General features: G+C 72.1%; 26 protein-coding genes. 13 read left to right on the top strand and 13 right to left on the bottom strand.

The window, feature by feature from the left end:
- Nucleotides 1-29: 29 nt before the first annotated feature.
- Nucleotides 30-1004 (bottom strand): carbohydrate kinase family protein, encoded by a 975-nt coding sequence (locus tag ABD224_RS25230; protein WP_344053801.1) that lies wholly within the window; start codon nucleotides 1002-1004, stop codon nucleotides 30-32.
- Nucleotides 1005-1155: 151 nt separating this feature from the next.
- Between ABD224_RS25230 and ABD224_RS25225 the strand changes: the two genes are divergently transcribed.
- Nucleotides 1156-1377 carry a hypothetical protein gene (locus ABD224_RS25225; protein WP_344053799.1) on the top strand — a complete coding sequence of 74 codons (222 nt, stop codon included), beginning with the start codon at nucleotides 1156-1158 and terminating at the stop codon, nucleotides 1375-1377.
- A 171-nt stretch (nucleotides 1378-1548) separates the two neighbouring features.
- On the top strand, nucleotides 1549-3627 hold the full coding sequence (locus tag ABD224_RS25220) for a hypothetical protein (protein ID WP_344053797.1): 2079 nt from the start codon (nucleotides 1549-1551) through the stop codon (nucleotides 3625-3627).
- Between the two features lie 118 nt (nucleotides 3628-3745).
- Here the strand turns inward: ABD224_RS25220 and erpA are convergent, their stop codons facing one another.
- Complete coding sequence (gene erpA, locus ABD224_RS25215) at nucleotides 3746-4102, bottom strand: iron-sulfur cluster insertion protein ErpA (protein WP_067391764.1); 357 nt, start codon at nucleotides 4100-4102, stop codon at nucleotides 3746-3748.
- A 299-nt stretch (nucleotides 4103-4401) separates the two neighbouring features.
- Between erpA and nadA the strand changes: the two genes are divergently transcribed.
- Nucleotides 4402-5586: a quinolinate synthase NadA gene (gene nadA / locus ABD224_RS25210; RefSeq protein ID WP_344053794.1), complete on the top strand. Its 1185-nt coding sequence runs from the start codon at nucleotides 4402-4404 to the stop codon at nucleotides 5584-5586.
- Between the two features lie 234 nt (nucleotides 5587-5820).
- Here nadA and ABD224_RS25205 read toward each other — a convergent pair whose 3' ends face one another.
- The 3 genes from ABD224_RS25205 to ABD224_RS25195 all read right to left on the bottom strand — a co-directional run bounded on the left by ABD224_RS25205 (nucleotide 5821) and on the right by ABD224_RS25195 (nucleotide 7074).
- Nucleotides 5821-6225 (bottom strand): type II toxin-antitoxin system VapC family toxin, encoded by a 405-nt coding sequence (locus ABD224_RS25205; protein WP_344053792.1) that lies wholly within the window; start codon nucleotides 6223-6225, stop codon nucleotides 5821-5823.
- A 6-nt stretch (nucleotides 6226-6231) separates the two neighbouring features.
- On the bottom strand, nucleotides 6232-6429 hold the full coding sequence (locus tag ABD224_RS25200; RefSeq protein WP_344053790.1) for a hypothetical protein: 198 nt from the start codon (nucleotides 6427-6429) through the stop codon (nucleotides 6232-6234).
- Between the two features lie 282 nt (nucleotides 6430-6711).
- Complete coding sequence (locus tag ABD224_RS25195) at nucleotides 6712-7074, bottom strand: hypothetical protein (RefSeq protein ID WP_344053788.1); 363 nt, start codon at nucleotides 7072-7074, stop codon at nucleotides 6712-6714.
- Here ABD224_RS25195 and ABD224_RS25190 point away from each other — a divergent pair.
- The gene (locus tag ABD224_RS25190; protein WP_344053821.1) at nucleotides 6992-7471 is read left to right on the top strand and encodes a DUF397 domain-containing protein; all 480 of its coding nucleotides are present in this window, start codon (nucleotides 6992-6994) and stop codon (nucleotides 7469-7471) included. The genes ABD224_RS25195 and ABD224_RS25190 overlap by 83 nt on opposite strands.
- Nucleotides 7472-7526: 55 nt before the next feature.
- Here ABD224_RS25190 and ABD224_RS25185 read toward each other — a convergent pair whose 3' ends face one another.
- The 5 genes from ABD224_RS25185 to ABD224_RS25165 form a co-directional block, all read right to left on the bottom strand.
- A complete protein-coding gene (locus tag ABD224_RS25185; protein ID WP_344053786.1) occupies nucleotides 7527-10631 on the bottom strand; it encodes an efflux RND transporter permease subunit in 3105 nt (1034 codons plus the stop codon).
- A gap of 176 nt (nucleotides 10632-10807) precedes the next feature.
- Nucleotides 10808-11485 (bottom strand): response regulator, encoded by a 678-nt coding sequence (locus ABD224_RS25180; protein WP_344053784.1) that lies wholly within the window; start codon nucleotides 11483-11485, stop codon nucleotides 10808-10810.
- Nucleotides 11482-12705, bottom strand: a complete 1224-nt coding sequence (locus ABD224_RS25175; RefSeq protein WP_344053782.1) for a sensor histidine kinase — start codon at nucleotides 12703-12705, stop codon at nucleotides 11482-11484. Before ABD224_RS25175 ends, ABD224_RS25180 begins: the two co-directional genes overlap by 4 nt.
- Nucleotides 12706-12766: 61 nt before the next feature.
- Complete coding sequence (gene pspAA, locus ABD224_RS25170) at nucleotides 12767-13045, bottom strand: PspA-associated protein PspAA (protein ID WP_344053780.1); 279 nt, start codon at nucleotides 13043-13045, stop codon at nucleotides 12767-12769.
- Nucleotides 13046-13102: 57 nt separating this feature from the next.
- Nucleotides 13103-13900, bottom strand: coding sequence for a PspA/IM30 family protein (locus ABD224_RS25165; protein ID WP_344053778.1), 798 nt, complete (start codon nucleotides 13898-13900; stop codon nucleotides 13103-13105).
- Between the two features lie 302 nt (nucleotides 13901-14202).
- On the opposite strand from ABD224_RS25165, the gene ABD224_RS25160 reads away from it, so the two are divergent.
- The 3 genes from ABD224_RS25160 (at nucleotide 14203) to ABD224_RS25150 (ending at nucleotide 16873) form a co-directional block, all read left to right on the top strand.
- A complete protein-coding gene (locus tag ABD224_RS25160; protein ID WP_344053776.1) occupies nucleotides 14203-14802 on the top strand; it encodes a DUF3043 domain-containing protein in 600 nt (199 codons plus the stop codon).
- Nucleotides 14803-14885: 83 nt separating this feature from the next.
- Entirely contained in the window at nucleotides 14886-15638 is a 753-nt protein-coding gene (locus tag ABD224_RS25155; protein ID WP_344053774.1) for a class I SAM-dependent methyltransferase, read from the top strand.
- A 122-nt stretch (nucleotides 15639-15760) separates the two neighbouring features.
- Complete coding sequence (locus ABD224_RS25150; protein ID WP_344053772.1) at nucleotides 15761-16873, top strand: S1C family serine protease; 1113 nt, start codon at nucleotides 15761-15763, stop codon at nucleotides 16871-16873.
- Between the two features lie 64 nt (nucleotides 16874-16937).
- On the opposite strand, the gene ABD224_RS25145 is transcribed toward ABD224_RS25150, so the two are convergent.
- Nucleotides 16938-17150 carry a hypothetical protein gene (locus tag ABD224_RS25145; protein WP_344053769.1) on the bottom strand — a complete coding sequence of 71 codons (213 nt, stop codon included), beginning with the start codon at nucleotides 17148-17150 and terminating at the stop codon, nucleotides 16938-16940.
- Between the two features lie 113 nt (nucleotides 17151-17263).
- Between ABD224_RS25145 and ABD224_RS25140 the strand changes: the two genes are divergently transcribed.
- Nucleotides 17264-18469: a bifunctional adenosylcobinamide kinase/adenosylcobinamide-phosphate guanylyltransferase gene (locus ABD224_RS25140; protein WP_344053767.1), complete on the top strand. Its 1206-nt coding sequence runs from the start codon at nucleotides 17264-17266 to the stop codon at nucleotides 18467-18469.
- On the opposite strand, the gene ABD224_RS25135 is transcribed toward ABD224_RS25140, so the two are convergent.
- On the bottom strand, nucleotides 18450-19526 hold the full coding sequence (locus ABD224_RS25135) for a class I SAM-dependent methyltransferase (protein WP_344053819.1): 1077 nt from the start codon (nucleotides 19524-19526) through the stop codon (nucleotides 18450-18452). The two genes, ABD224_RS25140 and ABD224_RS25135, sit on opposite strands and share 20 nt — an antisense overlap.
- A gap of 157 nt (nucleotides 19527-19683) precedes the next feature.
- On the opposite strand from ABD224_RS25135, the gene cobT reads away from it, so the two are divergent.
- Nucleotides 19684-20832 carry a nicotinate-nucleotide--dimethylbenzimidazole phosphoribosyltransferase gene (gene cobT, locus ABD224_RS25130; protein ID WP_344053765.1) on the top strand — a complete coding sequence of 383 codons (1149 nt, stop codon included), beginning with the start codon at nucleotides 19684-19686 and terminating at the stop codon, nucleotides 20830-20832.
- Nucleotides 20833-20923: 91 nt separating this feature from the next.
- Here cobT and ABD224_RS25125 read toward each other — a convergent pair whose 3' ends face one another.
- Nucleotides 20924-21688, bottom strand: coding sequence for a hypothetical protein (locus ABD224_RS25125; protein ID WP_344053763.1), 765 nt, complete (start codon nucleotides 21686-21688; stop codon nucleotides 20924-20926).
- A gap of 67 nt (nucleotides 21689-21755) precedes the next feature.
- On the opposite strand from ABD224_RS25125, the gene ABD224_RS25120 reads away from it, so the two are divergent.
- The 4 genes from ABD224_RS25120 to ABD224_RS25105 all read left to right on the top strand — a co-directional run.
- Entirely contained in the window at nucleotides 21756-22550 is a 795-nt protein-coding gene (locus ABD224_RS25120; protein WP_344053761.1) for an adenosylcobinamide-GDP ribazoletransferase, read from the top strand.
- A 278-nt stretch (nucleotides 22551-22828) separates the two neighbouring features.
- Entirely contained in the window at nucleotides 22829-24382 is a 1554-nt protein-coding gene (locus tag ABD224_RS25115; protein ID WP_344053759.1) for a leucyl aminopeptidase, read from the top strand.
- 311 nt (nucleotides 24383-24693) lie between these two features.
- A complete protein-coding gene (lpdA, locus tag ABD224_RS25110) occupies nucleotides 24694-26082 on the top strand; it encodes a dihydrolipoyl dehydrogenase (RefSeq protein WP_344053757.1) in 1389 nt (462 codons plus the stop codon).
- 59 nt (nucleotides 26083-26141) lie between these two features.
- On the top strand, nucleotides 26142-26468 hold a 327-nt coding region (locus tag ABD224_RS25105; RefSeq protein ID WP_344053755.1), incomplete at its 3' end, for a biotin/lipoyl-containing protein.

Raw genomic sequence — 26468 nt, 5'->3', positions numbered from 1 at the left:
CCGTCGCCGAGGCCGCCGCTGTCGCCCCGTCAGGAGAGGTGGGCGCGGACCTCGTCGGCCGCCTCGTCGCCGTACGCCTTGGCGAAGCGCTCCATGAAGTGGGCGCGGCGCAGCTGGTACTCCTGGGTGCCGACCGTCTCGATGACCAGGGTGGCGAGCATGCAGCCGACCTGGGCGGCGCGCTCCAGGCTGACGCCCCAGACCAGGCCGGAGAGGAAGCCGGCGCGGAAGGCGTCGCCGACGCCCGTCGGGTCCGCCTTGCGCTCCTCCTCCGGGCAGCCGACCTCGATCGGCTCCTCGCCGGCGCGCTCGACGCGCACGCCGCGCGAGCCGAGGGTGGTGACCCGGTGGCCGACACGGGAGAGGATCTCGGCGTCGCTCCAGCCGGTCTTGGACTCGATGAGGCCCTTCTCGTACTCGTTGGAGAACAGGTACCGCGCCCCGTCCAGCAGTATCCGGATCTCCTCGCCGTCCATCCGGGCGATCTGCTGGGAGAAGTCGGCGGCGAACGGGATCCCGCGCGCACGGCACTCCTCGGTGTGCCGGAGCATCGCCTCCGGGTCGTCCGCGCCGATCAGCACCAGGTCGAGACCGCCGACGCGGTCGGCGACGGTCTTGAGCTCGATGAGACGGGCCTCGCTCATCGCACCGGTGTAGAAGGAGCCGATCTGGTTGTGGTCGGCGTCGGTGGTGCACACGAAGCGGGCGGTGTGCAGGGTCTCGGAGATGCGGACCGAGGCGGTGTCGACGCCGTGCCGGTCCAGCCAGGCGCGGTACTCGTCGAAGTCGGGGCCCGCGGCGCCGACCAGGATCGGCCGGGTGCCGAGCTGCCCCATGCCGAAGGCGATGTTGGCGCCGACCCCGCCGCGCCGTACGTCCAGCTGGTCGACCAGGAAGGAGAGCGAGACCGTGTGCAGCCGGTCCGCGACGAGCTGATCGGCGAACCGGCCGGGAAAGGTCATGAGGTGGTCGGTGGCGATGGAGCCGGTGACTGCGATACGCACGGCGTGATTGCTCCTGGAGTCCGGAGGAATGACAGTTCACGCTACCCGGTGTCGCGGTGCGCGCCACCTGGTCGGCGGGTGACGGTGGAGCGGAAAAACTACCCGATAGTAGGTCTATCTCGGGCGGCTTCTCCGAGCCTACGGTTCGCCCATGACGAACAACAGGGCCCACACCGTCCATGCTGCCCCGGCTCCGGCCGACCTCGAGGGCGATCTGGCCTCACTGCGCGGGGACTGCGCCCGGATGGCCCCCTGGTGGGTGGCACCCGACCGGACCGCCGAGCCGCCGGTGCCGCCGTCCCGCCTCCACGGGGTGGAGGTGCCCGCCTCCTCCGCCCGGCTGCTGGACGCGATGTCGGACTACGGGGACTGAGGCCGCGGAGGCCGGGGCCTCCGGGACCTCAAGAGACCGGGATCCCGAAGGCCTTGAAGGCCGGCCGGCCGGACCGGCGTACCGAGGGGAACCGCGTGCTCCTCCGCTGCGTCCCACCGCTGTCCCCCCTCTGGGGGATGCGGGATACGACCCAGCCGAAGGAGCGATGCGGTGAACACCGAGCGACCCGACCACGACGACGCGGCTGCGGGCACCGCCGAGGAAGCCCCGGAGCAGGCGGAGACGCCGAAGCGGAAGGCTTCGGAGGACGGTGGCGGGGCCTCGAACGCTTCACAGGACGGTGCCGGCACCTCGAAGCCCTCCGAGACCTCCAAGGCCTCCGAGACTGCCGAGGCCTCCGAGGAGCAGGCGGCCTCGGAGACCACTGAGGACCAGCGAGCATCGGAGACCGCCGAGGAGCAGGCACTCTCGGACAGCACCAAGGACCAGCAAGCCTCGGAGACCGCCGGGACCGCCGAGGCCACTGGGGACCAGAAGGCCCCGGAGACCTCCGAGGACCAGAAGACCTCTGAAGGCCGGAAAGCCCCGGAAACCACCGAGCCCCCCGAGGAGCAGAAGGTCTCGGGGGCCGCCGAGACATCCGAGGTCTCCGAGGAGCAGAAGGCCCCGGACACCACCAAGGCCCCCGAGGACCAGGAGCCCCCGAAGGACCAGGACCCCCCGAAGGACCAGGACCCCCCGAAGGAACAGGAGGTTCCGGACGTCACCGCGGTCCCGGACGGGGACGAGCGCTCCGGCGGGTGGCGTGTGCGCAGGCGGTCGCCGGTGGTCATCGCCTCGGTCGCCGCCACGGTGTTGCTGGTGGGCGGCGGCGGGGTGTTTCTCGCCGCGGGTACGGGTGAGCGTCCGGGGACGGCGGCGGCCGACGGGCGCGGCACTCCCCCGCCACTGGTCCTCGACGGGTACGTCGCCGCCGACGCCGCGAGCGCCGCCGCCGGTCCGCACGAGATCGCCCCCGGCGAGCCCAATCCCTACGGCGCGACCTACCGGGCCGGCGGCACGCTTCCCGACGGGCCCGGCTCGGCACCGGTGTACCGGGCCCGGGGCGAGGTCACCCGGGAGGAGGTGGCCCGGCTCGCCGAGGCGCTCGGCGTGGAGGGCACGCCGGTGGCCGACGCCCAGGCCTGGAGGGCGGGGTCCGGGAAGGACGGCTCCGGCCCGGTGCTGCGGGTGAGCAGGCAGGCACCCGGGACATGGACGTTCAGCCGGTACGCGCCGGGCACCGACAACTGCAAGGGTGCGGTGTGCACGGCGGTCCCCGGGGTCTCCGGGACTCCGTCCGTCCGCCCGGTGAGCGTGGCGGCGGCGCGGAAGGCGGCGGCTCCGGTGCTCAAGGCGCTGGGCCAGGACGACGCCAAGGTGGACGCGAGCCGGACCGTGGGCGCTCAGCGGGTCGTCAACGCCGATCCGCGGGTCGGCGGGCTGCCCACGTACGGCTGGACCACGGGCCTGAGCATCGGCCCGCAGGGCGAGGTGGTCAGCGGCAGCGGCCGGCTGAAGAAGCCGGTGAAGGGCGACACGTATCCCGTGCTGAGCGCGCGCAGGACGCTGGAGCTGATGAACGCGGTTCCGCGGACCGGCCGCGCGGGCATCGGCGGCTGCGCCGCTCCCGTACCGCTGAAGGACCACTCGCCGGAGAACCGCCCGCCGAAGGACCGCCCGGAGGTGCCGTGCGAGGCGAAGGCCCCGGCCCCGCCCCACAAGGAGTCCACGAAGTCCTTCACCGGGAACGCCTTCACCGTCGACAAGGCCGTGTTCGGGCTGGCCTCGCACTCCTCCGACGGCCGGCGGGCACTCGTGCCGTCCTGGCTGTTCCAGGTGCGGGCGTCAGACGGGCGGGGTGTGCCCTTCACGGTGACGCATCCGGCCGTCGACCCGGTGTACCTGACCTCGCCGAAGGCGTCGGGCGGCTCGGACGGCGCCACGGTGACGCGGGACGTGAAGGTGACCGGCTACAGCACCGAGGGCGACGAGCTGACCGTCCGCTTCGAGGGCGGGGTGTGCGCGGACTACCGGGCGTCCGTGAAGGAGGACGCCGACCGGGTGACGGTCACGGTGACCGAGACCTCGCGGCGGGACCAGGTCTGCATCCTGGTCGCCAAGGTGTACCACGAGAGCGTGCGTCTGGACCGGCCGCTCGGTGACCGGAAGGTGGTCGGCTCGGACGGGCGGGAGATCCCCCGGGAGAGGCCGGGCGCGCGGCTGCCGGAGTCGTCGTCCGCCCGCTGAGAGAGCTGAGAGAGACGGGCGGGACATCGCGGAGGGCCGGAAGGCGGCGGCCCCTTGATGAGGGCTGCCGCCTTTCGCTGTCCTCGGTGTCCTCGGTTGTCCTGCCGTGACCGGCTGCTCAGCTGAAGGAGTCGCCGCAGGCGCAGGAGCCCGTCGCGTTCGGGTTGTCGATCGTGAAGCCCTGCTTCTCGATCGTGTCCACGAAGTCGATGGTGGCGCCGCCGAGGTAGGGGGCGCTCATGCGGTCGGTGACGACCTTGACGCCGTCGAACTCCTTCACCACGTCGCCGTCAAGGGACCGCTCGTCGAAGAAGAGCTGGTAACGCAGGCCGGAGCAGCCACCGGGCTGGACGGCGACGCGCAGGGCGAGGTCGTCACGGCCTTCCTGGTCGAGCAGGGCCTTGACCTTGGCCGTGGCGGCGTCGGTCAGGATGATGCCGTCGGTGACGGTGGTGGTCTCGTCCGATACGGACATCTAGATCTCTCCCGGGTTGTACGGAGACTGCTTGCCGACGAGTCCAACCGGCGAGGCCGCGGATTCATTCCGGGCCGGGGTCGTGCTTTTTCTCTTCTTCAGGCTCGTCCACATCATGCTCGCACACGCGCGGGAGGACGGACAGCGGCCTGTGGAGAGAGAGGGAGGGATCACCGATCGGGCCGGCGGCAGGCACCCCAGGATTCACGTCACATCGACGCTATGACCATCGTCAAACTGACGTGAAGCCGCTATGATGGATAGCGTCAGTTCGACGAAAAGTAGAAAGGGTGCGTGTCGTGACCACCGCCCAGACCCAGGACCTCGACGTCCAGCCGACGCCGCTCGCCCTGCTGCTGCTCGGCCGCGAAGCCGACCCGAAGAGCGAGCGCGGCGTCGAGTGCCCCGGTGAGCTGCCCGCCCCGTCCGACCCGGACCTGGTGGAGCGCGCTCGTGCGGCCAAGGAGAAGCTCGGGGACAAGGTCTTCGTGCTCGGCCACCACTACCAGCGCGACGAGGTCATCCAGTTCGCCGATGTCACGGGTGACTCCTTCAAGCTGGCGCGGGACGCGGCGGCGCGCCCGGAGGCCGAGTACATCGTGTTCTGCGGTGTGCACTTCATGGCGGAGTCCGCGGACATCCTGACGTCCGACGAGCAGAAGGTGGTCCTGCCGGACCTGGCGGCCGGCTGCTCCATGGCCGACATGGCGACGGCCGAGCAGGTCGCCGAGTGCTGGGACGTGCTGACCGAGGCGGGGATCGCCGAGCAGGCCGTCCCGGTGTCGTACATGAACTCCTCCGCCGACATCAAGGCCTTCACGGGCCGGCACGGCGGCACGATCTGTACGTCGTCGAACGCCAAGCGGGCCCTGGAGTGGGCCTTCCAGCAGGGCGAGAAGGTCCTGTTCCTGCCCGACCAGCACCTGGGCCGCAACACGGCGGTGCGGGACATGGGCCTGTCCCTGGGCGACTGCGTCGTCTACAACCCGCACAAGCCGAACGGCGGCCTGACCGCCGAGGAGCTGCGCGCGGCGAAGATGATCCTGTGGCGGGGCCACTGCTCGGTGCACGGCCGCTTCAACCTGGACTCGGTCAACGAGGTCCGCGAGCGCATCCCCGGTGTGAACGTCCTGGTCCACCCCGAGTGCAAGCACGAGGTGGTGACCGCGGCGGACTACGTCGGCTCGACCGAGTACATCATCAAGACCCTGGAGGCCGCCCCGGCCGGCTCCAAGTGGGCCATCGGCACGGAGCTGAACCTGGTCCGCCGCCTGGCGAACCGTTTCGCTCCCGAGGGCAAGCAAGTCGTCTTCCTCGACCGCACGGTCTGCTTCTGCTCCACCATGAACCGCATCGACCTCCCTCACCTGGTCTGGGCCCTGGAGTCCCTGGTCGAGGGCAACGTGGTCAACCGCATCCAGGTGGACAAGGAGACGGAGAAGTACGCGAAGCTGGCCCTGGAACGGATGCTGGCACTCCCGTAAACAGCGACGCACCCGACAGCACGACGCCCCGGCCGCCCCACGGCGACCGGGGCGTCCTTCTGCACGGAGCTTGCACCAGCCCGTCCCTTCGGAGATGCACCACCTCTCGGAGCTTCCGGCGTGACGCCATCGGCCCTTCCTGCCCGCATTTCATCGGGTCGGGCAAGGTTCGCTTGTCTGCTGAGATCCGTGGGTGCGGCGATGCCGAGTCCGGTTGCCGTCAGGACACGACGGTCATTCGACACCGAGAATGCGGAGACCGTGGTGGAGGCGGAAGTCCTCGTAGTCCTTGAGATTGAGGGTGGCCAACGGCAGGTCGTAGGTGAGAGCGCAGGCCGCAACCCACATGTCGTTGGCCGGACGGGGCCGGCCACGCTGTATCCCGGCGGCCGAGAGCCGTCCCCAGGCAGTGGCGACGGACTCGTCGCCGGGCAGGACGGGGATGCCGGAGAGCCAGTCGGCGAGTTCCTGGCGGCTGCGGGCGCCCCAGTGGCGGATCTCCGTCCACTTGGTCAGTTCGCCGTAGGTCACGAAGGTGATCAACGGTTTGCGGCCGATGAGGCGAGTGGCGAGCGGCCCGGTGAGCTTGCGCTTGTGGGACAGGGAAGCGACGTCGGTGTCCAGGATGACGGGTTGCATGCGGTCTCAGGCGACGTCTCGGTGCCGCTCGGCATAGGTGAAGGCGAGGAATTCTTCGAGTTCCTCGTCCGACTCGAACGTGTCGGCGGCGAGATCGTCCAGGGAGCGGATCGGTTGGGTGTTCTTCGCCGCCAGCATCTCCTCGACCGACAGACGTGGCCGGAGCGGCGGGTGACTGAAATCTTCCGGTGCGGGCGTACTCATCAGGACCTCCACCAGGAACGAGAACCGGCTCCGTGGCTCAGCATATGGGTGCCTCCATCTGCTCACACCAAGGTTTCCCCCGCAAGAGCCAGGCCCCGAACACGCATGCAGTGAAGCCGGTCGCCAAGCCCTGCTCACTCTCGCCCGTCCATGGGACCGTCCGGCCTGTGGCGTTCGGGGTGTCGTGGAAACAGCAGAGGTGCAACGGCTGGGCGTCGCCGCTCCTGGCGGGGCGGCCTGGAGACCGTGCCGGTCCCGGCGGCCCCGGGCCCGCAGATGGGTTCAGTGGTCCGGCAGGCGGGCGCCCCGGCTCTTGGCGATTCCCAGCACGTCCGTCAGCGCCGCGGCGAGCTGCACGCCCGTGAAGCGCAGCTCCCGCGCCCCCGACGACTCGTCGGCGAGCAGCGGTCCGGCCTCGGACAGGACGAACTCGGCCGATTCGAGCAGCTCCGCCTCCAGTTCGTCCGGCCAGGCGGGACAGCCGGCTGTGCGGGTCGCCGGTGCGGCGCAGGCGTTACCAGGACTCTTACAGGCCAGGGAGTACGCCGAGGCCCAGCTCGGTCTGCGGGAGGAACTGCTGCCGGAGCAGCTGGAGGAGCGGGTCAACGCGCGGATGTCCCGGCAGGAGAGAATCCGTTCGCCCACCTCCGCTGCGATGGGCGATCATCGACGAGTCCGTGCTCCGGCGGCACTACGAGGTGCTGCGCGCCAAGGCCCTCTCGCCGGCTGCCTCGGCGGAGCTGATCCGACAGGCGATGGAGGACTACAAGCCGTGCGACACAGCTCTGAGCCGAACTCTGCCCGCTGGCGCCGGAGCAGCTACAGCAATGCCAACGGGGGCGAATGCGTCGAGATCGCCGAGAACCTCCCCGGTGTCGTCCCCGTCCGTGACAGCAAGGCCCCCCACGGCCCTGTGATCGTCGTCCCGGCGTCCGCCTGGGGCGCGTTCGTCGCCTCGCTGAAGGCGTGCCCCCCAGGTGCCCCCCCAGGCGCGCCCCAAGGCGCGCCCCAAGGTGCGCCCCAAGGTGCGCCCCAGGGGTGACCCGACGGCAAAAGCCGGGCCCGTACGCGGTGTACGGGCCCGGCCGTCGTGCGGGTCACACGCCCGCGGGCTCCAGCTCCTCCGTCGTCGCCTTCGCCTCCCGCTTCGCCGCCCGCTTCTTCGCGCGGCGCTCCTTGCGGAGCTCCAGCATCGCGTAGAGCGTCGGGACCAGCAGCAGGGTCAGCAGGGTCGAGGTGAGCAGGCCGCCGATCACGACCACCGCCAGCGGCTGGGCGATGAAGCCGCCCTCGCCGGTGATCCCCAGGGCCATCGGGATCAGGGCGAAGATGGTCGCCAGGGCCGTCATGAGGATGGGACGCAGCCGGTGGCGGCCGCCCTCCACGATCGCCTCGACGATGCCGTGGCCCCGCTCGCGGTACTGGTTGATGAGGTCGATCAGCACGATCGCGTTGGTCACCACGATGCCGATCAGCATCAGCATGCCGATCATCGCGGGCACCCCCATCGGCGTTCCGGTGACGATCAGCAGCCCCAGGGCGCCGGTCGCCGCGAACGGGATGGAGACCAGCAGGATCAGCGGCTGGGCCAGCGAGCGGAAGGTCGCCACCAGCAGCATGAAGACGATCGCGACGGCCGCCAGCATGGCCAGGCCCAGCTTCTCGAAGGCCTCGTCCTGGTCGGCGGTGACACCGCCGATCTCGGCCCTCGCCCCCGCGGGCAGCTTCAGCTCACCGAGCTTCTTCTCGAGCTGCGTGCCGACCGCGCCGGTGTTGTCCCCGACCGGCCTGGCCGTGATCGTGGCGGCGCGCTGACCGTCGATCCGGGTCATCGACACCGGCCCGTCGACCAGCTCGACGGTCGCGATGTCCCCCAGCTTCACCGGGCCGAGCCGCAGGTTCTTCAGCTGGTTCAGCGTCCGCACCGGCTTCGCCGACCTGATGACCACATTCCGCTCGGCGTTGTCCAGCACCGCCTTCGCCGCGGTGGTGCCCTTGACGGACTGGGCGACCGCCATGCCGAGGGTCTGGTCGGTGAAGCCCGCCGCTGCCGCCTTGGCGTTCGCCCGCACCGAGATGCGCGGCACGCTCTGCGACAGGTCGTTGGTGACGTCGGTGACGTCGTCGAGGCCGGCGACCGTCCTGTGGACCTGCTCCGCGGCGCGGCGCAGCACATCGGGGTCGCTCGCCTTGACGATCACCTTCAGGTCCTGGGAGCCGAATCCGTCCCCGACGCCGATCGTGGTGGTGCCGATGCCGGACAGCTTGCCCAGGCGGTCCTCGATACGGGCGCGTACGTCGTCGGCGGAGGCCGAGTCCTCGAGCATCACCTGGTAGGAGGCCTGGTTGGTGTCCGTACCGCCGCCGAAGGCCGCCATGAAGCCGGAGGAGCCGATGGTGACCTGGTAGTCCCTGACGCCCTCGACATCGGCGAGCACGTCCTCGATCTTCCGGGCCGCGGCGTTCGTCGTCGCCAGGCTGGCGCCCGGCTTCAGCTCCTGCCGGATGGTGAGGACCTGCTGGTCGCCGGGGTGGAAGAAGTTCGTCTTCAGCAGCGGGGTCATGCCGAGGGTGACGACCAGGACGGCGACCGCGATCAGCACGCTGGTCAGGCGCCGCCGGGTGGCGAAGCGCAGGACGGGGACGTAGAGGCGCTGCAGAAGGCTCCTGGCCTCCTTCTCCTCGGCCAGGCGGCGGGCCTCCTCGGCCTCGGCGGGCGTGCCCTTGGGCGTGCTCAGGAACCAGTACGACAGCACCGGCACCACCGTCAGCGACACCAGCAGCGAGGCCAGCAGGGCCACGGTGACGGTGAGGCTGAACGGGCCGAACAGCTCGCCCACCATGCCACCGACCAGGCCGATCGGCAGGAACACGGCGACGGTGGTGAGCGTGGAGGCGGTCACCGCGCCGGCCACCTCGCGCACCGCGGTCATGATGGCCGCGTGGCGCTCCTCGCCGTAGCCGAGATGCCGCTTGATGTTCTCCAGGACCACGATCGAGTCGTCGACGACCCGGCCGATGGCGATGGTCAGCCCGCCCAGCGTCAGCATGTTCAGCGACAGGTCGCGGGTCCACAGCACGATCAGCGCGAGCACGACGGACAGCGGGATCGACACCGCCGTCACCAGGGTGGAGCGGACCGAGGCCAGGAAGACCAGGATGACGAGGATCGCGAAGAACAGACCGAGCAGACCCTCGTTGGTCAGTCCTTCGATGGCCCGGGCCACGGCCGGGCCCTGGTCGCTGACGACGGTGATCTTCGCGCCGGAGCCGAGGGCCTCGCGCAGGTCCGGCAGCTTGTCCTCGACCGCTTCGGAGATGGCGACCGCGCTGCCGTCGTGGTCCATGGTGACGGCGACGGCCAGGCTGGGCCTGCCGTTGGTGCGGGTGAGGGAGTCGGACGGGGCCGGCTCCTGCTTGACGGTGGCGACGTCGCCGAGGCGCACCGGCTTCTTCACGCCCTCACCGGTGATCCGCAGGTCCTGGATCTGCTGCAGCGAGGTGAAGCCTCCGCCGACCTGGACGGTGCGGTTGGCGCCGTTCTCGTCGAAGGAGCCGGCCGAGACGGTGGCGCCGCCCGCCCTGAGGGCCTCGCCCAGGGCGACGGGGGTGAGCCCGGCCGCGGCGAGCTTCTTGTCGTCCGGGGTGACGGTGATCTGCAGGTCCCATACACCGTTGACGGTGACCTGGCCGACGCCATCGATGTTCTTCAGCTCGGGGACGACCGTCTTGTCCAGCTGGTCGGCGAGGGCCTGCTGGTCCTTGTCGGAGGTGACGGCGAGGACCACGGCGGGGATGTCGTCCGTGGAACCGGCCACCACCTGCGGGTCGACCTCACTGGGGAGCTGGGCGCGAGCCCGGTTGACGGCCTGCTGGACGTCGGCGACGAGCTGCTTGGTGTTGTTGCCGTAGTCGAAGGACGCCATGATCACGGCGTTGCCCTCGCTCGCCGTGGAGGTGACACCGGTGATGCCGTCGACGGCCTTGAGGTGGTTCTCGATGGGCTCGACGACCTGCTTCTCCACCACGTCCGGGGACGCGCCCTGGTAGGGCGCCAGCACGGAGACCACGGGAAGGTCGATGCTGGGAAACAGCTGCTGCTTGAGCTGCGGTATGGAGATCGCCCCGAAGACGAGCGCGATGATCGACACCAGTCCGATCAAGGCCCGTTGCGCGAGGCTGAATCTGGACAGCCAGGACATGGGTGAGGGTCTCGATTCTCTGAGCGGTACAAGCACCAAACGGTACGAACGATAAGCGGCGCCGACCGTACGGACGCACAGTGGGCGCACCTCTAAACCCTCGGCCATGGGAGGGCGGCGTTCCGTAGCCCTGGGGTCCATTTCCGCGCCCGGCCCCTACTCCGAGCGCAGTACGCTCACTCCGCCCTGGGCCGTACCAGCCCCGACTCGTAGGCGATGACGACGAGTTGTGCCCGGTCGCGGGCGCCCAGTTTGGACATGGCCCGGTTGACATGGGTCTTCACCGTCAGCGGGCTGACCCCCAGACGCTCGGCGATCTCGTCGTTGGAGTGCCCGCCGGCGACCTGGACGAGCACTTCGCGCTCCCGTACGGTCAGCGCGTCCAGCCGGGCCGGGTCGTGGCCGCCGGCGGTCTCCGGGGCGCTCTGCGCGAGGAAGCGGGCGATCAGTCCCTTGGTGGCGGCCGGGGACAGCAGTGCCTCTCCCCGGACGGCGACGCGGATGGCGTTGAGCAGTTCCTCGGGTTCACTGCCCTTGCCGAGGAAGCCGGAGGCGCCCGCGCGCAGCGCCTGCACCACGTAGTCGTCGACCTCGAAGGTGGTGAGGATGACCACGCGCACCTGGTCGAGGTCGGGATCGGCGCTGATCATACGGGTGGCCGCGAGACCGTCGGTGCCGGGCATGCGGATGTCCATCAGCACCACGTCGGCCCGCCGTTCCTTGGCCAGCCGTACCGCCTGGGCGCCGTCGGAGGCCTCGCCGACCACCTCCATGTCCGGCTCGGAGTCGACGAGCACCTTGAAGGCACTGCGCAGCAGGGCCTGGTCGTCGGCGAGCAGGACGCGGATCGTCATGCGGGATCCCCCGGAGCGCTGGTGCGGCTGTCGACCGGCAGGATGGCATGGACGCGAAAGCCGCCGCCGTAGCGGGGACCGGTGGTGAGGGTGCCGCCCAGGGCGGTGACCCGTTCGCGCATGCCGAGCAGCCCGTGTCCACCGCCCTGCTGCGGGCCGCTGTCCGCGCCGGCTCCGTCGTCCAGGACGGTGATCTCGATGTCCGGCCCGACCCGGACGATGCTGACCTCGGCCTTCGCCGTCGTCCCCGCGTGCTTGTGCACATTGGTCAGGGCCTCCTGGATGATCCGGTAGGCGGCCAGGCCGACGGCGGCGGGCAGGGAGGTGTCCTGGTCGGTGCGGGCGACCTCGACGTGCAGGCCGGCGCTGCGGAAGGAGTCGACGAGTTCGTCGAGGCGGTCCAGGCCGGGGGCCGGTTCGGTGGGGGCCTCGGGGTCGCCGGACTGCCGCAGCAGTCCGACGGTGGTGCGCAGTTCCTCCAGTGCGGAACGGGCGGCTTCCCGGACGTGGGCGAGGGCCTCCTTGGCCTGGTCGGGCCGCTTGTCCATGACGTGGGAGGCGACTCCGGCCTGCACGTTGACCAGGGCGATGCGGTGGGCGACGACATCGTGCAGATCGCGGGCGATGCGCAGGCGCTCCTCGGCGACGCGGCGGCGGGCCTCCTCCTCGCGGGTGCGTTCGGCGCGTTCGGCGCGCTCCCTGATGGCGTGCACGAAGGCGCGGTGGCTGCGGACGGCGTCGCCGCCGGCGGCGGCCATGCCGGTCCAGGCGAAGAGGGCGAGGTTCTCCTGCGCGTACCAGGGCAGGGGCCCGGCGAGCATGGCGGCGCCGGTCAGCACGGTCATGGTGAGCAGGCCCAGGCGCCAGGTGGTGGGGCGGTCGGTGCGGACGGCCACGGTGTACAGGGCGATCACGGCGGACATGGCGACGGGGGCGCGGGGGTCCCCGGTGACGCATTCCGCGAGGGAGACGGTGCCGGTGACGGCGAGGACCGTGCGCGGGGCGCGGCGGCGGAGGACGAGCGCGGCGGCGCCGAGGGCCATGAGGATCAGGCTGAGCGGTGCGGGCCGGCGGACGGCCCAGGTGACACCGTGCTCCCCGTGGGGGTTGACGAAGGAGCCGGCCACCATGCACACCAGCACCCCGGCCGCGAGGGCCGCATCCAGCGCAAGGGGGTGCGCTCTCAGCAGGCGGCGGGCGCGGTCCAGGGTGGTGGTCACGTCTGCGTACGGTAAGGGGTCCCCGCGGGACGCCGGAGCGCCGGGGCCTGCCGGGTGTCTCTCACCCGGGGATCAGGCCGTCGTCGCTCAGCAGCTCCCGCACTTCCTCCAGGGTCGAGTCCGGGGCCGGGAGGATCAGCTCGGACGGCTCCAGGGAGTCGTCCGGCAGGGGCTCGCCCACCTCGCGGACCTTGGCCAGCAGGGCCGAGAGGGTGCGACGGAAGCCGGGACCGTCGCCGTTCTCCATCTCGGCCAGGAGTTCGTCGTCCAGTCTGTCGAGTTCGGCGAGATGGCTGTCGGACAGCCTCACCTGTCCCTCTCCCATGATCCGTACGATCATGTCCGCCCTCCTCGGCGTGGCCCCGGCTGTCGGTGACGTGGTGTGCCTCGACGCGGTCTACTGCTTGTCGAAGCGGGGGGTGTCCTGCGGCTGCTGCTGGGACTGCTGCTGGTTCTGTCCGCCCTCGAGCGCCTGCCGCTCGGCGGACGTTCCGCCGGCCAGCTCGGCCTTCATGCGCTGCAGCTCCAGCTCCACGTCCGTACCGCCGGAGAGCCGGTCCAGCTCGGCCTGGATGTCGTCCTTGGCCATGCCGGTGGGGTCGTCCAGGGCGCCGGAGGCGAGCAGCTCGTCGATCGCACCGGCCCGGGCCTGCAGCTGTGCGGTCTTGTCCTCGGCGCGCTGGATGGCGAGCCCGACGTCGCCCATCTCCTCGGAGATGCCGGAGAACGCCTCGCCGATCCGGGTCTGCGCCTGGGCGGCGGTGTAGGTCGCCTTGATGGTCTCCTTCTTGGTGCGGAAGGCGTCGACCTTGGCCTGCAGGCGCTGGGCCGCCAGGGTGAGCTTCTCCTCCTCGCCCTGGAGGGTGGCGTGCTGGGTCTCCAGGTCCGTCACCTGCTGCTGGAGCGCGGCGCGGCGGGAGAGCGCCTCGCGGGCCAGGTCCTCACGGCCCAGCGCGAGCGCCTTGCGGCCCTGGTCCTGCAGCTTGTCGGACTGCTGCCGCAGCTGGTTGAGCTGGAGCTCCAGGCGCTTGCGGCTGGTCGCCACGTCCGCGACACCGCGCCGCACCTTCTGCAGCAGCTCCAGCTGCTTCTGGTACGAGTAGTCGAGGGTCTCGCGCGGGTCCTCGGCCCGGTCCAGGGCCTTGTTCGCCTTCGCGCGGAAGATCATCCCCATCCGCTTCATGACACCGCTCATGGGCTTCGCGCGCCCCCTTCTGACCGACTCCAGCTCACACAGCTTGCGACAGAACCCACAGTACGGGCCCTGCATCCATTACCGCACTCTTCGGGAACGGACGCGATCATCCCCAAGAACGACTGTGTCCGCTTCCGCTCCGGCGCAGGGAGGATTTCGCCCCTGAGGACAGTCGGACCACGACGGGCGCATCCTCCCCTCTTCTTTGTCCTCGGGTTCCCTCTTTACGGACGACCGGTGTTGCCGGATCGTTCCCCACCTGACTGATGTCCATGCGGGACAAGCCCGTACCCTTGGGTTCTGTGTTCCGTAGCCGTGCCAAGGAAGAGAAGGCCCCGGTCGCCGAGAAGGCGCCGGTGACCGTCTCCAAGCAGTCCCGTGACCCGCAGGCCCCCAAGGGCCGGCCGACGCCCAAGCGCAGTGAGGCCCAGCGCCGGCGCCGCAGCGTCGCCAACACGCCGATGACGCGCAAGGAGGCCGCCAGGCGGCGGCGCGAGGAGCGCCGCGCCCAGCTGGAGCGGCAGCGTCAGGCGCTGGCGACCGGTGACGAGCGCTACCTCCCGCCGCGCGACAAGGGCCCGGTGCGCCGGTTCGCCCGGGACTTCATCGACTCGCGGTTCAACCTCGCGGAGTTCTTCCTGCCGCTGGCCGTGGTCATCCTGGTGCTGAGCATGATCCGGGATCCCGCGGTGCAGGCCGTCGTGATGCTGCTGTGGCTCGCGGTGATCGTCCTCATCGTGCTGGACTGGATCGTCACCGGCTTCCGGCTGAGGAAGGTCCTGAACGAGCGCTTCCCCGACCAGAACAAGCGGGGCGCGGTCGCCTACGCCCTGATGCGCTCTCTGCAGATGCGCCGGCTCCGGCTGCCCAGGCCGCAGGTCAAGCGCGGGGAGCGGCCCTGAGCACAGCCGCTTCCCCCGGGGATGCCGCGCACGCGTGGCCGCACCGGCCGGGCGGGCTGCGCGATGTCGTACGGCGAGAGCTGGTGGCCCGGCAGCTTCAGGAGCAGCTGGCCGCGCGGTTTCCGGTCGGAAAACGGCTGCGGGTGCTCGACGTGGGCCTGGGGCAGGGCATGCGGGCGCTGCGGCTGGCCCGCGCCGGGCACTGGGTGACCGTGCTGGAGCGGGACCGGACGAGGGTCCTTCAGGCCCGCCGGGCGCTGGCCGCCGAGCCGAAGGGCATACGGGCACGGATGCGGATCGTCGAGGGCGACGGCCGGGACACCGGGGTGCACTTCCCTCCGGGCGGCTTCGACGTCGTGCTGTGCCACGGCGTCCTGATGCACGCCGAGGAACCGGACCCGCTGCTGGCGGGGCTGGCGCGGATGCTCGCACCCGGTGGACTGCTGTCGCTGCTGGTGCGCAACGGCGACGCGTCGGCGCTGCGTCCGGGGCTGCGGGGGGACTGGGCGGCGGCCCTGAGCGCCCTCGGGGCGACGGCCCGCCTCCCCCGTCCCCGGACGTCCCCGGACGAGAAGGTCCCCGCGGGGCCGGAAGCGGGCGCACGGGCGGACCGGCTGGCGGACATGACGGCGACGCTCGCCGGGATCGGGGCACCGCTGCGCGCCTGGTACGGGGTGCGGGTCTTCACGGACACGGCGTTCGCGGACACGGCGGCGGACGACGCCGAGCCGCCGGACGATCTCGAGATGCTGCTGGCGGCCGAGGAGCAGGCGGGGCGCACGGACCCGTACCGCGCGGTGGCGGCGCTGCTGCATCTGTGCGGGGTGCGCGGCTGAGCACGTTCCGGCTGTCCGGGGTGCGCGGGCGGGCGTGGCCCGGCTCCGCGGGATGCACGGCCGGGTGCTCTTTCGGGTGAACAGCGCACGCCGGGCGTTCACCCCGCGGGAAGACTCGGATCATGGATGTCTCCCGCAGCCGTGCCCATGACTGTGCCCGTGTTCTCCGGTCGGCCGGTTCCCTCGTCGCATGGCTCTGCTGTGCCGTGCTGCTGTTCGGGTGCACCGGCCCGGCCGGTCCCCAGCGGGCCCGGAGCACCGAGGACGTCCCCGGCACCGGGGACGCCGGGCGACGGGCCGGCACCTCCCCCGCGGCCGACGAACTGCAGAACGACTATCTGCGGGTGATCAGGGATGTGCTGCCGTCGGTGGTGCAGATCCGGACCGGCCGTGAGCTGGGGTCCGGGGTCGTGTACGACGACAAGGGGCACATCGTCACCAATGCGCATGTGGTGGGCGGCGCGAGCACCTTCGAGGTGACCACCGCCAACAGCGAGGCGGCGCTGACCGCGCGCCTGGTCTCCTCCTACCCCGAGCAGGATCTCGCCCTGGTGAAACTGGACGAGGTGCCCCCGGGGCTGCGGCCCGCCGCCTTCGGCGACTCCGAGAAGGTCGAGGTGGGGCAGATCGTGCTGGCCATGGGGTCGCCGCTGGGGCTGTCGTCGAGCGTGACCCAGGGCATCGTGTCGGCGATCGGGCGCACCGTCAGCGAGGGGCGGGACGGCGGCGGCACGGGGGCGACGATCGCCAACATGGTGCAGACCTCGGCCGCGATCAACCCGGGCAACAGCGGGGGCGCGCTGGTGAACCTCGACGGCGAGGTCATCGGCATCCCGACGCTCGCCGCCACCGACCCCCAGCTCGGCTCCGCGGCGCCCGGCATCGGCTTCGCGATCCCGGCGTCGATGGTGAAGACGGTCGCCGACCAGATCATCCGCTACGGCAGGGTCGTGGACTCCGGCCGGGCCGCGCTCGACATCGTCGGGCGCACGGTCGTCGACGCCGCCTACCGGCCCGCGGGTGTCGCCGTCGTCGAGGTGCAGGCGGGCGGCGCGGCGGACAAGGCCGGCATCCGGGCCGGGGACACCGTCGTCGGCCTCGGCGGCAGAGCCATCACCACCATCACCTCGCTGTCCGAGGCGCTGGCCGCGTACAAGCCGGGACAGCGGGTCAAGGTGACCTTCACCCGGGACGGCGCCCGGAAGACGGTGGAGGTGACCCTGGGCGAGCAGTGAGCGGGGACGGGCCGGGTACGGCCGCCCCCGGTCCTGACCGGTCCCGGCCGGGTCCGGGGACCCGTCAGGACTGGTCGGCGTGCAGGCTCATCGGACCGTAGACCTCCGTGCCGTCCTCGAACAGCCGTACCTGGTCCGCGCCGCCGTCGCGCAGTTCCCTCCAGTTCTCCCCGATCCAGGACTCCGCGTCGCTCTGCGTGGTGAACTCCTCGGGCTGCACCGCGGGCTGGACCTCCGTTCCGTCGGCCGTCTCGAACCGCCACGTCCATGCCGCCATGTACGCCTCCCTGGGTGAGCACACTGCACAGCGCCGTCCGGCTCCCGGTCCGGCTCCCGCACAGAGCCTAGCCGGGCGCGCAGGACCCGCGGGCACCTTGGACAATCGGGTCCGTGGACGTGACTCTGCTCGGCACCGGTGCCCCCACGGGACTGCCCCGCCCCGACTGTCCCTGTGCGGCCTGCACGACGGCGCTGGGCGCGGACGCCCGGGCGGCGACCTCGCTGCTCGTGGACGGTTCGCTGCTGCTGGACCTGACCCCGGGCGCGGCGCTCGCGGCGGCGCGGGCCGGGCATTCGCTGAGCGGTGTGACCCAGGTGCTGCTGTCCCACCCGCACAACGGGCCGGCCATCGAGGTGCCGGCCGGGCTGCCGCAGCCGGGACGGGTGCCGGACGGGCGGGAGCTGGCGCTGCTGACGGGGCACCGGGTGCGGGCGGTGGCGCTGGACTCCCCCGGCACCGGGTACGCGGTGACCGGCCCGGAGGGACTGCGGCTGCTGTATCTGCCGCCGGGCGGGGCGCCGGCCGGTCCAAAGGAGGGTCCGGCCGCACCGTACGACCTGGTCCTCGTGGACGTCGTGGGGCGTCCCGACGCCCTGGCCGGGCTGCGGGCGGCGGGGGCGGTGGGGCCGACCACGGACGTCGTGGCCGTCCACCTGGACCACGACGTGCCGCCGGGGCCGGAGCTGAGCCGGCGGCTGGCGGCGGCCGGGGCACGGGCGGTGCCGGACGGTACGACGCTGGTGGTCGGGGCGTACGAGGAGGTCCCGGACGTGCCCCGGCGCACGCTGGTGCTCGGCGGGGCGCGCTCGGGGAAGTCGGTGGAGGCCGAGCGGCGGCTGGAGACCTTCCCCGATGTGCTGTACGTCGCCACCGGCGGGTCCCGGGGCGGGGACGCCGAGTGGGCCGCCCGGGTCGCCGCGCACCGGGAGCGGCGGCCGGGTTCCTGGCGCACCGTGGAGACGTGCGACCTGGTGCCGCTGCTGGAGGAGGACGGGCCGCCGCTTCTCGTCGACTGCCTGTCCCTGTGGCTGACGGACGCGATGGACTCCGTCGGCGCCTGGGACGACGCCGAGTGGGCGGGCGGCGGCGAACGCGCCCTGCGCGAGCGGGTGGCCGCGTTGACCCGTGCCGTGCGCACGACCCGGCGCACGGTGGTCGCCGTCTCCAACGAGGTGGGCTCGGGCATCGTGCCCGCCACCGCCTCCGGCCGCCGCTACCGCGACGAACTGGGCCGTCTGAACGCCGCGTTCGCGGCGGAGTGCGAACAGGTGCTGCTGGTGGTGGCGGGCCAGGCCGTCACGCTGCGCGGGCGATGACGCGGTAGGCGTTGGACAGGCCGGGGACCCGGCGCATCAGGGGGGAGAGCAGGGCGTCCAGAGCGGCGGCCACGTCCACCAGGGGGCCGGTCACGGCGGACAGGACGGTCCGCAGGGTGCGCTGGAGGGCGGTCGGCGGAACGTCGCGCCAGGGGGCGTCGTCGGCGGGCAGGACGTGACCGAGGGCCAGGGCGACGGCCGCGGACAGGTCGCCGGGGGTGTGCGGGGTCCGGCGGTCGGTGACCAGGACCGTGCAGCCCTGGGCCTCCAGTTCCGCGCACAGATTGCGCAGGGGCAGCAGATGCAGATGGCGCGGCTGGCCGTGCGGCAGCCACCACTTGCCCAGCAGCAGCGCGAACAGGCAGCGGGGGTCGGGGAGTTCGACCAGCAGATGGCCGCCGGGGCGCAGCGCGGTCAGGGCCCCGCGCAACTCGGCGCGCGGGTCCGGCACATGGGCCAGGTGGTGGAAGATGCTGACCACGTCGTAGCGGCCGCGCAGACGCTCGGCGATGTGCGGGTCGGCGAGGTGGCCGATGTGGGCCTCCTCCACCCGCCCGGCCGCGCGGGCCTGTTCCACGCGCGGGGTGGGGTCCAGGCCGTCGAAGGAGGTGTACGGGAACACCTCCTGCGCGGCCCGGGGGAAGTGGCCGTGGCCGGTGCCGACGTCCAGCCAGGCCTCCGGTTCCCCCACGCCCCGCATCAGGTGCGCGTCCCAGCGGTGCCGCCGGTGGCTGCGGCGGACCGCGAGCGCCGGGTCGGCGAACCCCTCCGGGTCGGTCTCGTCGAAGTCCCGGTGGTAGAAGGCCAGTCCGGCCGGGGTGAGCCGGGGGTTCTGGAAGGCGTGGCCGCAGTCCCGGCACTGGGCGAGCACGAAGGTGCCCGGCTTGTGCTGGAGCAGGTCCGGTGCGCGCAGCCGGGTGCGCAGGTGCCGGGAGCCGCACCAGGGGCAGTCCTCGCGGGGCGGCTCCTGGAAGCGGTCCGTGCCCTGGGCGAGTTCGAAGGCGTACGCGATGCGGCGCGGGTCGTAGTACCGCGGGGCGTACGGCAGGGGCGGCATGGGCGGCTCCCGGGGCGAGAACAGTTTGCGGGACATTTCACCGCAAAAACGGCGCGAAGGGACGCAGGGGATCAGGGTTCCGGGCGGAAAGACTCCGTACGGGTGTGCCGCCGGCAGGGCGTCTCCCCGTTCGGCCGGGGCCGGTACTGTTCGGCGAATGAGCTCGCTGAATCTCGACGACTTCACCGATCTGATCGAGCGTCCCGACAGCGGTGTGCGCCATGCCGCGGAGGCACGCCGGGAGCGTCAGAACGTGCCGCCCGGGGCGCTGGGCCGCCTCGACGAACTGGGTGAGTGGCTGGCCGCGGCCCAGGCCGCCGTTCCGGTGCGGCCGGTGGAACGGCCGCGGGTGGTGCTGTTCGCCGGCGATCACGGGATCGCCGAGCGGGGCGTCTCGGCCCGGCCCGCGGGCGGCGCCGAGCGGCTGGTGCGGGCGGTGCTGGAGGGCGGCCGGCCGGTCTCCGTGCTGGCCCGGCGGCTCGGTGTGCCGGTGCGGGTGGTCGACATGGCGCTGGACTGCCCGCCCGAGACGCTGCCCCAGGACGTCGTACGGCACCGGGTGCGGCGCGGCAGCGGATGCATCGACGTGGAGGACGCGCTGACCCTCCAGGAGGCGGAGGCGGCCTTCCGGGCCGGGATGGCGGTGGCCGACGAGGAGGCCGACTCCGGCACGGATCTGGTGGTGCTCGGCGACATCAGCGTGGGCGGGACGACGTCGGCCGCCGTGCTGATCGCCGCGCTGTGCGGGACGGACGCCTCCGTGGTGACCGGGCGCGGCGGCGAGCCCATCGACGACCTGACGTGGATGCGCAAGTGCGCGGCGATCCGGGACGCGCTGCGCCGGGCGCGGCCCGTGCTCGGCGACCAGCTGCGGCTGCTGGCCACGGTGGGCGGTGCCGACCTGGCCGCGACGACGGGCTTTCTGCTGCAGTGCGCGGTACGGAAGCTGCCGGTCGTCCTGGACGGCGTGGTGTCGGCCGCGTGCGCCCTGGTGGGGCAGCGGGTGGCGTTCCGGGCCCCGGACTGGTGGCTGGCCGGCCACAGCAGCGGCGAGCCCGGCCAGGCCAAGGCCCTGGACCGGATGGCCCTGGAGCCCCTTCTCGACCACGGGGTGACCGTCGGCGAGGGGGCGGGCGCCCTCCTGGCCCTCCCCCTGGTCCAGTCCGCCGCCGCCCTGGCCGCGGAGCTTCCCGAGGTCCCGGAGGACTGGGGCGAGCCGGAGGACAAGGCGGAAGCGGAAGAAGAAAAGGAAGAAAAGAGGGAGAAGGAGAAGCAGGAAGAGGCGACGGGCGGGAACCGGGACTGACCGCCTCCTCCCCCGCCCCGGGGCGGGGGAGGACGTCCGGGAACGCATGTCACGGCCGGCGCGGTCACCGCGGCGAGGGCGGTGACGCGGCTCACCGGCGTTCCGGAAGACGGGCCGGCCGCGGGTCCGGCTTGCCGCCGATCCAGTCCTGGAAGGTCCGGAGGGGACCGGACCAGCGGCGGTCGTGGCGGCGGGCGCGCAGCCCGGCCCGGGACCGGGCGCGCGGGCGGCGGCGGTAGAAGCGTCTGGCCCAGCAGGACCCGGGGCGGGCCAGGCGGACCGCCCCGATCAGCGCGACGAACGGGATGATCACACCGAACAGGGCGATCCGGCCCTTGCCCTTGCTGAGGGCCACCAGGGAGAGCAGGAAGTTCACGGCCACCGCGGCGATGGCCGCTCCGCGGTTCTGCAGTTCGTCCTGTGTCAGGTCGTCGACGCCGAACGGGGAGAACCCCGCGAGCATCAGCCCGACCAGCGCCGCGGTGATGACGACGACCTCGACGCTCTTGCGGCCGGCCTCGCTCCAGTAGACGTCGTGCAGGTGCAGGATCAGTGCGAACTCGTCCAGCACCAGACCCGCGCCGATCCCGAAGACCACCGCGAAGGCGGCCGCTCCGAAGCCGCGCTGACCGCTGGCGACCGCCCCGAACCCGCCGAAGACGGTCAGGACCACGCCGGGCACGACATGGTGGATGTGCAGACCGCCCGCCTTGACGTTGCCGAAGGGGCCCTTGCCGGCGCGGATCATCCGGGTGACGACCCGGGTGACCACGAAGGTCAGAACGAACGCGGCGAGGGCGAGGAGCAGGGGCAGTTTCCCGGGTTCGACGATGTTGCGCTCCAGCCAGTGCCCCATAGGGGTAGTGTGCCGCGCCTTCCGGTGCGCCGCCCGTCCGCGCGGGACGGTCCCGTAGTCTGCCCGGGTGTCCACGACTCCTCAGCAGGTTCCCCCGCCGCACGGGCTGCGGTTCGCCTTCGGCACCCTCACCGTGCTTCCGGTCCGGGTCGGCCGTTGGGACCGCGAGGCCGCACGTGCGGGGATGCTCTGCGCGCCGCTCGCCGGACTCGTGGTCGGAGTGACGGCGGCGGCCGTGGGGCTGCTGCTGCTCCTCCTCGGCTCCGGCCCGGCGCTCGCCGCCGTCGCCACCGTCGCCGTCCCCGCCGTACTGACCCGCGGTCTGCACCTGGACGGGCTCGCCGACACCGCGGACGGGCTGGGCAGCGGCAAGCCCGCCGAGGACGCGCTGCGGATCATGAAGCAGTCGGACATCGGCCCCTTCGGGGTGATCACCGTCGTCCTCGTCCTGCTCGCCCAGGTGGCCGCCCTGACCCGGGCCTACGACGGCTCCTGGGCCCGGGGGGCGCTCGCCGCCGTCGTCTCGGCGACCGTCGCCCGGCTGGCCCTGACCCTGGCCGCCCGCACCGGGGTCCCGGCCGCCCGGCCGACGGGGCTGGGCGCCGCGGTCGCGGGCGTGGTGCCCGTACCGGGCGCGGTCGGCACGGCCCTCGCCGTCGTGCTGGCGGCGACGGCGGCGGGCGCCTTCCTCGGCCCGTACGTCTGCGTCCTCACCGCCCTGTCGGTCCTCGCCGCCCTTGCCGCCGCCGAACTTCTCCTGCGCCGCTGCACGCGCCGTTTCCAGGGGGTGACCGGGGACGTCTTCGGCGCCCTCGCCGAGACGGCGGCCACGGCCGCCCTGGTCGTGCTCGCGCTGCGCTGAGGCGGCCAGGCCCGGCGCCCGGCCCCGGCACGGCGGGCCGTCCGCCGCCCCCGCCGTGGACGAACCCGGCGTTCCCGCCCGGGAGATGAGCCGCCGTCGCCCCGTGCGCGCGCACCCGTGGAGCGGCCCCGTGGCGGGACGCGCGTAGTCTCGGAGAGGGTGTTTGCCCGCCCGGGTGAAGACCGCGCCGCAGAGGAGTTCTAGGGTCGGTGGTCGGGCCCGGTCGACCCACCTGTTTTCGGCCACACACCTTTACAGGGAAGCGAGATTTCACCACCGTGACTGCTCTCACTCTCAGCACCGCCGCGGCCCCCGGCCTGCGGGCCGACGCGATCGTGATCGGTGTCGCCAAGGGCGACGACGGCCCGGTCCTCGCACCGGGTGCCGAGGCCGTCGACCAGGCGTACGACGGCAAGCTCGCCGGCGTTCTGGAGACCCTCGGTGCCTCCGGTGCCGAGGGCGAGGTGACGAAACTGCCGGCCCCGGCCGGCTTCGAGGCCCCGCTTCTGCTCGCGGTGGGACTCGGCCCGCGGCCCGAGGAGGGCGCCGCCTACGAGGCCGAGGCGCTGCGCCGGGCCGCCGGCGCGGCCGCCCGTGCTCTTACCGGGAGCAAGAAGGCCGGCTTCGCGCTGCCGCTCGCAAGCGCCGCCGACGCCGCCGCGATCGGCGAGGGGGCCCTGCTCGGTGCGTACTCCTTCGACACCTACAAGAACAAGAACAACAAGAACGACGGCAAGGACGACGGCAGGAACGCCAAGGACCGCGACGCCAAGGCCCCGCTCGCCGAGGCCGTCCTGCTCGGCGGCAAGCCCCGCGCCAAGGAGTACGAGGCGGCCGTCGAGCGCGCCACCGCCGTCTGCGAGGAGCTCAACCGCGCCCGCGACCTGATCAACACCCCGCCGAACGACCTCGATCCGGCCGCGTTCGCCGCCCTGGCGCAGGAGGCGGCCAAGGAGCACGGTCTGAAGGTGCAGGTGCTCGACGAGAAGGCGCTCGCCGAGGGCGGCTACGGCGGCATCCTGGGCGTCGGCTCCGGCTCGGCCTCCGCCCCGCGGCTGGTCAAGCTGTCGTACACCCCCGCCAAGGCCGACAAGCACCTCGCCCTCGTCGGCAAGGGCATCACCTACGACTCGGGCGGCATCTCGCTCAAGCCCTCCGGCCACAACGAGACGATGAAGTGCGACATGAGCGGCGCCGCCGCCGTGTTCGCCGCGGTCGTCGCCGCCGCGCGGCTCGGTCTGGAGGTCAAGGTCACCGGCTGGCTGGCCCTGGCCGAGAACATGCCCTCCGGGTCCGCCACCCGCCCGGGTGATGTGCTGCGCATGTACAGCGGCAAGACGGTCGAGGTGCTCAACACCGACGCCGAGGGGCGGCTCGTCCTCGCGGACGCGCTGTGGGCCGCCTCCGAGGAGAAGCCGGACGCCGTCGTGGACGTCGCGACCCTGACCGGCGCGATGGTGCTGGCGCTGGGCAGCCGGACCTTCGGCGTCATGGCGAACGACGACGCGTTCCGTTCCGTGGTGTGCGAGGCGGCGAAGGAGGCCGGCGAGGACGCCTGGCCGATGCCGCTGCCGGAGCACCTGCGCAAGGGGATGGACTCCGCCGTCGCCGACATCGCGAACATGGGCGAACGGATGGGCGGCGGGCTGGTCGCGGGGCTGTTCCTGCGGGAGTTCGTCGGAGAGGGGATCACCTGGGCGCACCTGGACATCGCCGGACCCGCGTTCAATGAGCAGGGTCCCTTCGGGTACACGCCGAAGGGCGGGACGGGAGCCGCGGTGCGGACGCTGGTGCGGCTCGCCGAGCGGGCCGCCGCCGGCACCCTGGGCTGAGCCCGCCCCCCGGCTCGGGGCCGTCCTGTCGTACGGCGGCTCCGCCGTGTGCGAACCGGTCGCATCCGCACGGCGGGGCCGCGCGCCCGTGCGGCCCCGTGCCCTCCCCCTCGGCGGGTGGTCCTGGCGTCCGTCGCGGACGTGCCGTGTATCACACTCCGGCCCGGCGTCTCGTCCCCTCCCCACAAGTGCGAAGATGGGCGTCGGCAGGACAGGGCCCCACCGAAGGGCCGGAAATCAAGCGGCCGGACACCAGCCGCCTGCCGGTCACCGCTGACCGGCGCACGGCGCACATGCATGGAGGACGTGACGTGGCGAACGACGCCAGCACCGTTTTCGACCTAGTGATCCTCGGCGGTGGCAGCGGTGGTTACGCCGCAGCCCTGCGCGGAGCTCAGCTGGGCCTGAACGTCGCCCTGATCGAGAAGGACAAGGTCGGCGGCACCTGCCTGCACCGGGGCTGCATCCCCACCAAGGCCCTGCTGCACGCGGGCGAGATCGCCGACCAGGCTCGCGAGAGCGAGCAGTTCGGCGTCAAGGCTTCTTTCGAGGGCATCGACGTCCCTGCCGTCCACAAGTACAAGGACGAGGTCATCGCCGGCCTCTACAAGGGCCTGCAGGGTCTGATCGCCTCCCGCAAGGTCACCTACATCGAGGGCGAGGGCCGGCTGTCCTCCCCCACTTCCATCGACGTCAACGGGCAGCGGATCCAGGGCCGTCACATCCTCCTGGCGACCGGTTCCGTGCCGAAGTCCCTGCCGGGTCTGGAGATCGACGGCAACCGCATCATCTCCTCCGACCACGCTCTCGTCCTGGACCGCGTGCCGAAGTCCGCGATCATCCTGGGCGGCGGCGTGATCGGCGTGGAGTTCGCCTCCGCGTGGAAGTCCTTCGGCGCCGACGTCACGATCATCGAGGGCCTCAAGCACCTCGTCCCGGTCGAGGACGAGAACTCCTCCAAGCTGCTGGAGCGCGCCTTCCGCAAGCGTGGCATCAAGTTCAACCTGGGCACCTTCTTCCAGAAGGCCGAGTACACCCAGGACGGCGTCAAGGTCACCCTCGCCGACGGCAAGGAGTTCGAGGCCGAGATCCTGCTCGTCGCCGTCGGCCGCGCCCCGGTCTCCCAGGGCCTGGGCTACGAGGAGGTCGGGGTCGCCATGGACCGCGGCTACGTCCTCGTCGACGAGTACATGCGCACCAACATCCCGACCATCTCCGCCGTCGGTGACCTGGTTCCCACGCTTCAGCTCGCGCACGTCGGCTTCGCCGAGGGCATCCTGGTGGCGGAGCGTCTGGCCGGTCTGAAGACCGTGCCGATCGACTACAACGGCGTTCCGCGGGTGACGTACTGCAACCCGGAGGTCGCCTCCGTCGGTCTCACCGAGGCCAAGGCCAAGGAGATCTACGGCGCGGACAAGATCGTCACTCTGAAGTACAACCTGGCGGGCAACGGCAGGAGCAAGATCCTGAAGACCGCGGGCGAGATCAAGCTCGTCCAGGTCAAGGACGGTGCCGTGGTCGGCGTCCACATGGTCGGCGACCGCATCGGCGAGCAGGTCGGCGAGGCCCAGCTGATCTACAACTGGGAGGCTCTGCCGTCCGAGGTGGCCCAGCTCATCCACGCCCACCCGACGCAGAACGAGGCTCTCGGCGAGGCCCACCTGGCCCTGGCCGGCAAGCCGCTGCACTCCCACGACTGACGCCTCGGCATCGGGCGACGACACAGACTTCCGCACTTCGTTAAGGAGCAACCGAAACCATGGCGGTTTCCGTAACCCTTCCGGCGCTCGGCGAGAGCGTGACCGAGGGCACTGTCACCCGCTGGCTGAAGGCCGAGGGCGAACGCGTCGAGGCCGACGAGCCGCTGCTCGAGGTCTCCACCGACAAGGTCGACACCGAGATCCCCGCGCCCGCCTCCGGTGTGCTGTCCTCGATCAAGGTCGCCGAGGACGAGACCGTCGAGGTCGGCGCCGAGCTGGCCATCATCGACGACGGCTCCGGCGCTCCTGCCGCGGCTCCGGCCCCCGCGGCCGAGCAGGCCCCGGCCCCGCAGCAGGCCGCCCCGGCCCCCGCGGCTCCGGCCGCC

The sequence above is a fragment of the Streptomyces thermoalcalitolerans genome, from assembly GCF_039525155.1.
GTDB lineage: Bacteria > Actinomycetota > Actinomycetes > Streptomycetales > Streptomycetaceae > Streptomyces > Streptomyces thermovulgaris.
The sequence above is the reverse complement of the archived record's forward strand: the minus strand, read 5'-3'. Positions and strand labels throughout refer to the sequence as shown.